General features: G+C 57.5%; 11 protein-coding genes. All 11 read left to right on the forward strand.

Translation table 11 applies throughout. The annotated features are described in order from the left end of the window. Positions 1-9: 9 nt before the first annotated feature. Positions 10-1452 (forward strand): DUF6418 domain-containing protein, encoded by a 1443-nt coding sequence (locus ACT8II_RS01230; protein WP_443812832.1) that lies wholly within the window; start codon positions 10-12, stop codon positions 1450-1452. Beyond that, entirely contained in the window at positions 1439-2890 is a 1452-nt protein-coding gene (locus ACT8II_RS01235) for a lipopolysaccharide biosynthesis protein (protein WP_412108433.1), read from the forward strand. The genes ACT8II_RS01230 and ACT8II_RS01235 overlap by 14 nt, the downstream gene beginning before the upstream one ends. A gap of 62 nt (positions 2891-2952) precedes the next feature. Continuing rightward, positions 2953-3999 (forward strand): polysaccharide biosynthesis protein, encoded by a 1047-nt coding sequence (locus ACT8II_RS01240; protein WP_412108432.1) that lies wholly within the window; start codon positions 2953-2955, stop codon positions 3997-3999. An 11-nt stretch (positions 4000-4010) separates the two neighbouring features. Further along, positions 4011-4667 carry a hypothetical protein gene (locus tag ACT8II_RS01245; protein WP_412108431.1) on the forward strand — a complete coding sequence of 219 codons (657 nt, stop codon included), beginning with the start codon at positions 4011-4013 and terminating at the stop codon, positions 4665-4667. A gap of 29 nt (positions 4668-4696) precedes the next feature. Further along, positions 4697-5908, forward strand: coding sequence for a UDP-4-amino-4,6-dideoxy-N-acetyl-beta-L-altrosamine transaminase (gene pseC / locus ACT8II_RS01250; RefSeq protein WP_443812833.1), 1212 nt, complete (start codon positions 4697-4699; stop codon positions 5906-5908). Then, the gene (locus ACT8II_RS01255) at positions 5905-6576 is read left to right on the forward strand and encodes a hypothetical protein (RefSeq protein ID WP_412108429.1); all 672 of its coding nucleotides are present in this window, start codon (positions 5905-5907) and stop codon (positions 6574-6576) included. Before pseC ends, ACT8II_RS01255 begins: the two co-directional genes overlap by 4 nt. Then, positions 6569-7261 (forward strand): pseudaminic acid cytidylyltransferase, encoded by a 693-nt coding sequence (pseF, locus tag ACT8II_RS01260; protein ID WP_412108428.1) that lies wholly within the window; start codon positions 6569-6571, stop codon positions 7259-7261. The genes ACT8II_RS01255 and pseF overlap by 8 nt, the downstream gene beginning before the upstream one ends. Positions 7262-7265: 4 nt before the next feature. After that, the gene (gene pseI / locus ACT8II_RS01265; protein ID WP_443812834.1) at positions 7266-8297 is read left to right on the forward strand and encodes a pseudaminic acid synthase; all 1032 of its coding nucleotides are present in this window, start codon (positions 7266-7268) and stop codon (positions 8295-8297) included. Positions 8298-8326: 29 nt separating this feature from the next. Beyond that, on the forward strand, positions 8327-9370 hold the full coding sequence (locus tag ACT8II_RS01270) for an NAD-dependent epimerase/dehydratase family protein (RefSeq protein ID WP_443812835.1): 1044 nt from the start codon (positions 8327-8329) through the stop codon (positions 9368-9370). A gap of 63 nt (positions 9371-9433) precedes the next feature. Continuing rightward, the gene (locus ACT8II_RS01275; protein WP_443812836.1) at positions 9434-10420 is read left to right on the forward strand and encodes an NAD-dependent epimerase/dehydratase family protein; all 987 of its coding nucleotides are present in this window, start codon (positions 9434-9436) and stop codon (positions 10418-10420) included. Between the two features lie 52 nt (positions 10421-10472). After that, positions 10473-10929: hypothetical protein (locus ACT8II_RS01280; protein WP_443812837.1), on the forward strand; the 457-nt coding region annotated here is incomplete at its 3' end.

Raw genomic sequence — 10929 nt, forward strand, 5'->3', positions numbered from 1 at the left:
TGGACACACATGGTTTCTTTGACAAATAAGGCTGTAGAATTACGGAGAGCGGATTCCGGTCTTTCATCTAGCGCTCTTGTATTGTTTTGTCTGTTCTTTTTAATTACAACGCTACTGTCTGATTTCCCCATTGCCTCCCTTGCAAGCCTTATAGGCTTCTTGCTATTCGGTGTATACACTTGCATTGCCGCACCTTCTTTTCTCATAAAATACTTCAGTGTACTGTTTGGTATAGTCGCGGCTATAGCAGGTTGCTTTTCGTGCGAATTTCTTGGCGGGTACTTACCAGAATTACGCAAAACTGTCTTTTATTCAGGGTCTTTACCGCTTCTGATCCTGAGCTATTTTATCTTTCTGTCCTGCTTGCATAGGTTTGATGGGGCATTTGGTGCAGATGATAAAAAATTATTAACCGAAGTTCCTGTTCGCAAAGAGTGGAAATGGTTCAAATGGCTTCATGCTAGCGTGCTCTTGATGATTGTAATGATGTTTTTGCATGCTTTGCCAAACCCATCGTTCATTCATGGAGTCGATCGTTTTAGTTATTCTTCGCAGTATTTATCAGGCATTTGGAGATACCTCCACTCCGCTTCGATGATTCTTTGCATCATTCCGCTCATCGCTGTTCGTTTTGGCTACAGGAAGAGCGGGTGGCTTGCAATCTTTGTGTTCTGTTTATATCTGTTTTGGACTGGGATCAAATTCAGCGGCTTTTATTCGTTACTTAGTCTGGCGACTTTCGTCTACTACGATAAAGTAGTGACTTTTAGTAGGAAGTTTATATACAAGCTTCTTATCGGGGCTTTTGTTGTTCTCGGGTTATTGCTTGGATTGTCGGTATTCGCACATAGCTTTGCAGCATCCTCAGACACCGCTTCCGAGTTTTTCTTTAATAGGACTGCACAACAAGGACAGCTATGGTGGTCTACGTATAGTACCTATTCGCCTTGTGACGGCATAGATGAGTTCTCGGACGAATTGAATGGTTTGGCTATTGGTGAGAAGTCTATCAGCGAATGCCGTGGTGATAGATATGGCATCTATAAGATGATGTATTTAAACGCTCCTACGGACCTTGTGGATTCAAAGCTGTCATCAGGTTCGAGATATACCGAAGCTGCTTATCCAAGCATGTATTATTATTTTGGCCCATTTGGAACGGTTGGCTTCAGCGTATTGACTGCTTTCGGAACCGTCTGCCTGGTTAATCTAATGATTAAAGTTATACATGGGCGAGAAGTCTTCTCTTCGCTCGCTTGTTTCATTATCTGGAGGGCATGGGCCGTCTTTCGAAGCATGCTTCTGCTGTCGCCGTTCTTTGATTTAAGCGTTTTGCTTTCAATCACGATTCTTATCTTGTTTAGCCGTGGTTTATATGGCACCTCGATTGCTTCTAGTGACAGCAAGGTGAACGATTGCCTGATCTCAGGGGGCGTCAATGACAAGCGCTAAGAGCAATACTTCGTCATTTCTCTGGAGTTTCCTCGAGCAGGGTGGTTCCAAAGCAATCATAATGGTTGTCCAGATTATTCTTGCTCGCTTACTTTCCCCAGAAGCATTCGGTGTCTTGGCTATCTTGCTCGTTGTGACGCAAGTTGCAGATTCCATCGCGCAGAGCGGCCTTGGAATGGCTCTAATCCAGAAGAGCGACGCGAATGACGGTTCTTATTCCACTGCATGGTGGCTCAGCATCGGGCTTGCCGCAATGCTCTATGTCGGCATTTTTCTCGGTGCGCCCGCTATTGCCGTTTTCTACAATATGCCGGACTTGATCACGTATCTTCGTGTGCTCGGGCTCATTGTTTTCTTCAATTCAGCGAACTCTATCCAGCGCTCATTTCTGCAGCGGTCCATGAATTTCAAAGGAATATTCATCGCCACGACAGCCGCTGCGCTCGCCTCGGGCATTGGTGGTATCGCTCTCGCATTCTTCGGTTTTGGTGTTTGGGCGCTTGTTGTACAGTCCCTGCTGCAAAGCGTGTTTATCTGCATTGTCATGTGGACTCAAGTTAGCTGGAAGCCAAAGTTATTATTCGATGTTGCTGAGGCAAGGGATTTGTTCGGATATGGTTGGAAAATATGCATTACCGGCATCCTGAATGTCCTTTACTCGGGCATTTCTGAGCTCGTCCTTGGGCGCGCCTGTTCTTCTGGGGAGCTTGGCCTTTACAGCCAGGGCCGCAAGTATCCCATAGCGGCTATCGGTGTGATGAGCAATGCCATCGCAAACGTGCTCTTTCCGATGTTTTCTTCTATTAAGGGGGATGTCGGAGCATTGCGCGATGCAATACGCCGTGGGCTCACTCTTGGCACGTTTATCGTTGCTCCCATATCCCTGTTGGTCGCCGTCGCGGCGGAGCCGCTCGTCGTCATCCTCTTGTCCGGGAAATGGCTTGCGTGCGTGCCCATTTTTCAGCTGACTTGCATCTCGAACGCGATACTGATGCTTCAGCTTGTCAATCTGCGCGCATATATGGCATTGGGTGACAGCTCGCTCTATATGCGCCTCCAGATCATCAAGGTACTAGGCGGAGGCGCGATCATCTGGATCACCGCCGCCCTCACTCATGATATCTACGCGACGGCTTGGGCGAACTTCTTTGTGGGCATCCTCTCAATCCTCTTTGTTGACGCCGTGCCCGCAAAACGACTGCACGGCTACTCGGCTCTGTGCCAGATCAAGGATGTCCTGCCGATACTCGGCCTCTCATTTGCTGCTGCCGCGGCAGGGCTCGGCGTTCGTCTTTTGAACTTGGACTACGTGCCCGAGCTTTTTGCCCAGTGTATCGCATTTTCCCTTGTTTACCTGGGTGGAGCAAGGCTCTTCAAGTTTAAGGAGCTCTCCGAAGCGGTTTCACTCATGCGCAAACTCGCAGGTGGTGGGCGCTGAGGTATCCGCTAGTCCCTTCAATTAATTACCGGTCAGTTACTTATGGAAAGGATAGTAGCCTCATGTCAACATTCAACGGTTCAACTCTAATGATCACGGGAGGGACTGGTTCCTTTGGAAACACCGTCCTTAAGCATTTCCTGACTTCCGACGTGGGGGAGATTCGCATCTTTTCCCGTGATGAGAAGAAGCAGGACGACATGCGGCACGAGCTCCAAGCTCGCTACCCGGACCACGTCGCCAAAGTGAAGTTCCACATCGGCGACGTTCGCAACATCCAGTCGGTCCGCGACGCGATGCACGGGGTGGATTACATCTTTCATGCTGCTGCCTTGAAGCAGGTCCCCTCATGCGAGTTCTTCCCCATGGAGGCCGTCCGTACCAACATTGAGGGCACGGACAACGTCCTTCACGCCGCCTCGGACGCCGGTGTCAAGCGCGTCGTCTGCCTTTCAACGGACAAGGCGGCCTACCCCATCAACGCCATGGGGAAATCCAAGGCCCTCATGGAGAGCGTCATCTTCGCTAACGCCCGTAGGTCGGCGGAGAAGGGCGGCACGGTCGTCTGCTGCACCCGCTACGGCAACGTCATGTGCTCGCGCGGTTCTGTCATCCCGCTCTTCATCGACCAGATCCGCGCCGGTAACCCTATCACCATTACGGATCCGAGCATGACCCGCTTCCTGATGAACCTCGATGAGGCCGTCGACCTCGTGAAGTTCGCATTCGAGCATGCAAACCCCGGTGACCTGTTCATCCAGAAGGCAGACGCGAGCACCATCGGAGACCTGGCAAAGGCGGTCCAGAAGCTGTTCGGCGACACGGGGACGAGCATCATCGGCCCGCGCCACGGCGAGAAGCTGTTCGAGACGCTCATGACGCGCGAGGAGCGCCTGAGATCGGAAGACATGGGCGGCTACTATCGCGTCGCGGCGGACATCCGCGGCCTGAACTACGACAATGCCGAGCTCGGACGCGATGCGCAGACCATGGCCGACGAGGCCTACACCTCCCACAATACGAATCGGCTGGACGTGGAGGGCACCGTGAAGAAGATCATGACCGCCGACTACGTCCGTGAAGAGCTCGACGGCATCCGCCATATCTGAAGGAGGGCAAGATGATTTACCGATTCCCGCTGCGAGACGTCAAGGACATGCTGCTCAACCAGATCGGCAACAATTTCTTCAAGTCCATCGAGGACGAGCGCCTGATCACCAAGCATATGGAGCGCACGCTGGAGAGGCTTGAGCGCAACATCTCGGCCAACGACAACAAGTATTACTGGAAGCTCAACGCGGCGGGGGAGCGCGAGGCCTACTTCGATCCCCTGCATACCTGTCAATGGGCCCTGTTCCTGTACCTCACCGCGAACACCATCTATCGCGAGGAAAGGGACAACTCCGAGGCCGCCCGCGTTGTCTGTGACAAGATATACGGCCAGATGAAGGCGGTATCCGGTTGCGACCTGTACTACGAGGTGGAGATGCCCGAGACCTTCGCCTTCGACCACCCGACCGGCTCTTTCATGGGGCGCGCCTCCTACGGCGAGGGGTTCTCGTTCACACAGGGCTGCACGGTCGGAAACCTCAATGAGATTTATCCCGTCATCGGGCGTGACGTGCAGATGTGCGCCGGCAGCAAAGTGCTTGGAGACTCGCGCATCGGTGACGGCTGCCTAATCGGAGAGGGCGCCGTCGTGAGGGACGAGAGCGTTCCCGACGGCTCTGTTGTATACGGTAAGTCGCCGAACCTAAACATCTCACCCAGAGGCTAGCGGAATGGCGATCAGACAGGAGGTTTAACATGGAAGAGCTCGCAATCAACGGCGGGACGCCTACCAGTTCAAGGGTTCTGGGCTACGGCCATCAGGACATCAACGAGGACGACATCAAAGCGGTGGTCGATTGCCTTCGCGGCGACTATCTTACCTGCGGTCCCGCGACAGAGGCCTTCGAGGAGTCCATCAAGGCGGCGACCGGCGCCAAGTTCGTGACAGCGGTGGCCAACGGCACCGCAGCGCTGCATGTGGCGTGCCTGTCCGCCGGGATCAAGCCCGGCGACGAGGTGATCGTGTCGCCCATCACCTTTGCCGCCTCCGCCAACTGCGTGCGCTACTGCGGCGCGACCCCGGTGTTCGCCGACATCGACCCCGGCACCTGGAACATCGACCCCACGTCGATCCGTGAGAAGCTGACCGACAAGACGAGGGCGATCGTGGCGGTGGACTTCGGCGGCGTGCATGTCGATTCCGATGAGATCCGCAAGATCTGCGATGAGAACGGGCTGACATTCATCGAGGACGCAGCCCATTCCATCGGTACGCGTCATGACGGCCGCGCCGTGGGTTCCATCGCGGACATCACGACGTTTAGCTTCCATCCGGTGAAGACCATAACCACCGGCGAGGGCGGTGCGGTGGCTACCAACGACTCCGAGCTGGGCAAGATGGTGGAGCTTTACGCCAAGCACGGCATCACGCGCGATCATGGGTTCATGCGCGAGAAGGACCAAGGCGGCTGGTACTACGAGCAGCTCGTCTTGGGCTACAACTACCGCATCAGCGACATCGAAGCTTCGCTGGGCGTGAGCCAGATGGAGCGCCTCGGGCAGTTCGGGACCCGTCGCAAGGAGCTCGTGGCCTTCTACAACGAGCGTTTCTCCGAGATCCCTGAGGTGCAGTTCCAAATCGATGCGACCCCCGAGGATACGGTGCGGCACCTGTACTGCTTGAAGTTCGACACTGATGCCCTGGGCGTCACCCGTCGCTGGATCTTCGATGCGCTGCGCGCGGAGAACCTGGGGGTGAACGTTCACTACCTGCCCGTGTACCTGCTGCCCTACTACAAGGACCTGGGGCATGGCCGCGGCGAATGCCCCAACGCCGAGGACTACTACGATCGCTGCGTGACGCTGCCGTTGCACTGCGGCCTCACCGACGACGACGCGCAGCTCGTTGTCGACGCCGTGACGAAGGTCGTCGAGTGGTGCCGCGCCAACAAGGGGACGAGACGATGAGGCTCATGGCGTCCGAGACTGAGGTGAGGGCTCAGCTCGTAAGACAGATCGTGAGTCTTTTTCCGTTGAGCGATGCGGAGCGCGAGGCTATCGATGACGCCTGGACAGCAACCTTGGGCAGGCTCGAGGAGCGCTTCATCCGTATCAAGAACAAGTACTACAGTCGTGATGGAGAGGTGATCTTTGATCCCTTGCACGGATGCCAGTGGGCCCATTTCCTCTACACCCTATCCAACGAGATTCACCACCGGGGGGGGGTGCGCTCCGTGTGCGATAAGATCTATGCGCTGAATCGGGCCCTTAGTTCCGCAGACCTGTATTACGAGGTCGAGCTGCCCGATATCTTCACTTTCGACCATCCTCTTGGTGCCGTTATGGGGCGCGCTGAGTACGCAGACTACTTCACGTTCTCGCAGGGCTGCACCGTTGGCAACAACAACGGCGTCTACCCCAGATTCGGTAAACGCGTCTTCATGATGAGCGACAGCAAGGTCGTCGGGGGCTGTCGCATCGGCGATAACGTAATCATCGGGGCCAACGCCTGCATAAAGGACCAAGACGTTCCGAGCAACTCCATCGTCTTCGGAGAGAGCCCGAACCTCGTCATCAAGGAAAACCGGAAGGCTGCCGTAGATTCCCATGCAAACGGGGTGTTCTTCTATGACTAGCATCTGCATAATAACGGCGCGCGGCGGCTCCAAGCGCGTCCCGCGCAAGAACATCAAGGAGTTCTGCGGCAAATCGATCATCGCCTACTCCATAGAGGCCGCCCTCGCGAGCGGTGTCTTCGACACGGTGATGGTCTCGACCGACGACGACGAGATCGCGGAGGTGTCGCGCGGATGCGGCGCCGAGGTTCCGTTCATGCGAAGCGAGGCGGCGAGCAGCGACTACGCTACCACGGCCGACGTGCTGTGCGAGGTGCTTGATGAGTATCAAAGGAGGGGGGCCTCTTTTGATACGATATGCTGCCTCTATCCCACCGCACCCTTCGTGAGAGCGTCCGAACTGCGGGAGGCCGCGTCGATACTGGATGGAGGAGCGAGCTCGGTGATCCCGGTGACCTCCTTCGATTTCCCCCCGCTTCGCGGGTTCAAGGTCGGGGAGGATGGGTCTGTCGGGTACGCGTTCCCGGAATACGCCCAGGCCCGGAGCCAGGACCTCCCCGAGATGGTCCATGACTGTGGGCGCTTCTACTTCGCCAACACCGAGGCCTTCAAAAGGAGCGGCAGCTTTATCACCGAGCGGACTCGCGCGCTTCGTATCCCGAGCAAGTACGTCCAGGACATCGACACGCTCGAGGATTGGGAGATCGCGGAGCAGAAGTACCTGTCAATGATTCAGGAGGATTGAGGATATGAAGCTATTTGAGACCATTGAGCGCGGTGAGGTATATTTCATCGCGGAGATGAGCGGGAACCACGGCGGCAGCGTGGACAAGGCGATGGAGATCGTCCGCTCGGCCGCAGAGGCGGGGGCAGATTGCCTGAAGCTGCAGACCTTCACCGCCGACACGATCACCATCGACTGCGATTCCCCCGACTTCCAGACCACGCCGGGCGGTCTCTGGGAGGGGCGCACCCTTTACGACCTGTACGAGGAGGCGCACACCCCCTGGGAGTGGCAGGCCGAGATCAAGGAGGAATGCGAGCGGCTGGGGATGGACTTCCTCTCCTCGGTCTTCGACCCCACCTCCGTCGACTTCCTCGAGTCCATTGGTTGCGAGATGTACAAGATCGCATCCCCCGAGCTCGTCGACGTGCCGCTCATACGCTACGCCGCCTCGAAGGGCAAGCCGATGGTCATCTCCTGCGGGATGGGCGGCATCGACGAGATTGCCGACGCCGTGGAGGCGTGCCGCTCCGTGGGCAACGAGCGGATTGTGCTCCTGAAGTGCACGAGCGAGTACCCCGCCGTGTACGAGGACATGAACATCGCGACGATGGCCGACATGGGCGCCCGCTTCGGCTGCGCGGTGGGCCTCTCCGATCATTCGATGGGCTGGGGTGTCGATGTCGCCGCCGCCACGCTGGGCGCGAGCGTCATAGAGAAGCACTACTGCATCTCCCGCAAGCAGAAGACCGTGGACTCGGAGTTCTCTATGGAACCGGCTGAGTTCAGCGCTATGGTCCGCGACGTGCGCCGCGCGAAGGCATCCGTCGGGCGGGTGACGTACGAGCGCTCCGAGAGGGAGGAGAGGGGCCTCGCCGGCCGCCGCTCCCTCTACGCAGTGAGGGACATCGCGCCCGGAGAGAAGTTCACGAGCGAGAACGTTCGCAGCATCCGCCCGGCGCACGGCCTCGCACCTAAGCACCTCGATGATCTTCTGGGGCGCGCCGCGAAGCGCGAGATCAAGTTCGGCGAGCCGATTACTGCGGCGGACCTGTAGTACTTTCGCCATGTTGGAAGGAGGCCGTTTTGGCTAAGAAATGTCTCGTCATAGGGGCGTCGAGCTTCATAGGCGCCTACGTGGTGGATGCTCTTTTGGAGGCTGGCTATTCCGTGGTCGGTACGGGGAGGAACCGGCGCTTCGCCGACCACTACCGGCGGCTGGGCGTCGAGTACCGTCCGTTTGACCTAGACGACCCCTCGGGGTTCGGCGAGCTACCTCAAGACGTCGACTTCGTCGCGCATCTCGCGGGCAGGCTGCCAGCGAACTCGGATTTCAACCTTTCCAGCGAGGACGACGCCGCCGAGTACATCCGGACGAACGCCCTGGGGACGGCTTATCTGCTCGAGTGGGCGCGTGGGGTCGGCGTGGGGCGCATCGTGTCGACGACCTCCTACGCGGACGTGCAGAACCGCTGGAGCCCCTCGGCCCCCGTCCGAGAGGACTGGCCGCGCGATTTCAGGCTGAGCGGAGACCATGCGGCCTACGTCATCTCGAAGAACGCCTCCGCCGACCTCCTCTTCTATTACAACGAGCAGTACGGGATGAGGAACTGCGTCTTCCGGCTCCCTCCCGTCTACGGTTGCGGGCCCCACGGGTCCCTTCGCGTCAATGGCGCGGTGAGGAGGTCCGGGATCGGCATATTCGTCGACAAGGCCAAGTCCGGCGAGCCCATCACGGTCTTCGGCGATGCCGACGGCGCGAAGCGCGACATCGTGAGCGTGAAGGACGTCGCGCAGGCCTTCGTCCGTGCTGGCGGCAGCGATGTCGCGGAGGGCCTGTACAACATCGGGTCAGGACGGCCGGTCTCCCTCCGTGAGCAGGCCGAGGCGATCGCTGGGGTCTTCGCGGGCGCCGACGGCACCTCTGAGGTGCGTGTCGACAGCTCCAGGGGCAACGGCATACGCCCGTACTCCTTCGACATCTCCCGCGCTCGACGCGATTTCGGTTACGAGCCCAGGTTTGCCGACTTCCGCGATTTGATGGCGGACTGGAAATGCGAGGAAGAGCGCGGCGTGATGCCGGAACTGTTCTGTGCAAGCGACGGCGGGGGGGGTGGCTCGCTAACGTAGTCATTGTTGAGCCGATTTTCTCCTGTGTGAGTTGGAGAAAGGTGGCTTAACCTGAGATTTCTGGTGATTGGCGGTTCGAGTTTTATCGGCGTGTATGCGGTTGACGAGCTACTCGCTCGCGGACATGAGGTTATAGCAACTGGCAGAAATCAGAACTTTAAGGCCCATTACGAGAGACTCGGTGTGCCATACGTGATGGTGGATATGGTTGAGCCTGGGACTTTGAGCGCGCTTGACGGCTGGAAGATCGATGCCGCGGTGTCCCTTGCCGCCCGAATGCCTGCCAATATCGAGAAGGACTCGGAATCAGAGGACATCGCAGATTACATCCAGACCAACGTTGTCGGCACCATCAATCTTCTCAACTGGCTGCGCGGGCACGGGGTAAACCGACTCGTTGACATCGTGTCGCGGTTTGACTGCAGGCTGTATCCTGCAGAGGCGATCATAACGGAAGAGACTCGACCGATGTTCTCGTATACAGATGATCACGCCGCATACGTTGTGAGCAATAACGAGAAGGCGGAGATGCTCCGCTACTATAACGAGCGCTACGGCATGAAGAACATATGGCTGAGGATCCCGTCGATATACGGAGTCGGTCCACACGGCTCTTTTGCAAAAGACGGTGTCGTGATTAAATCGGGCCTTCAGATATTTATGGAGCGCGCGGCAATCGGGGAGGAGATTACCGTATTCGGCGATCCCGACACCCCAAAGGACGTCCTATATGTGAAAGACATGGCGCGTGCTATCGCGGATGCACTGGAGAGCAGCGATGGCCAAGGTCTCTATAATGTTTCCTACGATGAGAATTTCTCAATCTTGGAACTCGCCGAAGCGACCGCCAGGGCCTTTGCCGGCGAGTGCGGAGAGTCAGAAGTCTCGTCTGATCCGAGTAGGCCAAACAACGGCTCTTTCCCAAGGATGGACAACACGAAGATCAAAGAGGAGCTCGGCTTCAGACCGCTTTACGGCGACCCTTACGTTCTGATGGAAGATTATCGCAGAGAGCTTGAGAGGGGAGAGCATGCAAGGCTCTTTTCATAGGAAGATATACATTCGGACGGATGCGAACCCGGCTATTTCCGGTGGTCACGTGATGCGCTGCCTGTCCCTAGCGGACGCCTTAGCGGGATTCGGCGCAGACGTGGAGTTCGTCCTCTCTGATGAAGGGCCGGTTGACGTCATCGGGGGCCGCGGCTTCGCTGCTCGCGTGCTCGGTACCGATTGGCGAGAGCTCGCCGAGGGCTCCAAGGTCCTATGCGGGCTTTGCGATGGGCAGAATGATCCCGTCGTGCTCGTCGACACATATGCCGTCACCTCCGGGTATGTCGACAGATTGTCTCCCCATGCGAAGGTTTGCTACCTGGGCAGCAAGGGCGGCGATCTCGGCTCCCTCTCGCTCATCGCGAACTACTCCACCGACGTCGACGAGGGGTTCTACGGGCGCACATACGGGCCGCGTGGGACGCGGCTCCTTCTCGGTCCCGGTTACGCCCCGCTGGGGGCGCGCTTCAACGAGGTGCACCGCGAGCGCGAGGGGTCCATCTCCAGGG

Origin of the sequence: Collinsella sp., from assembly GCF_052346665.1 — a bacterium.
GTDB lineage: Bacteria > Actinomycetota > Coriobacteriia > Coriobacteriales > Coriobacteriaceae > Collinsella.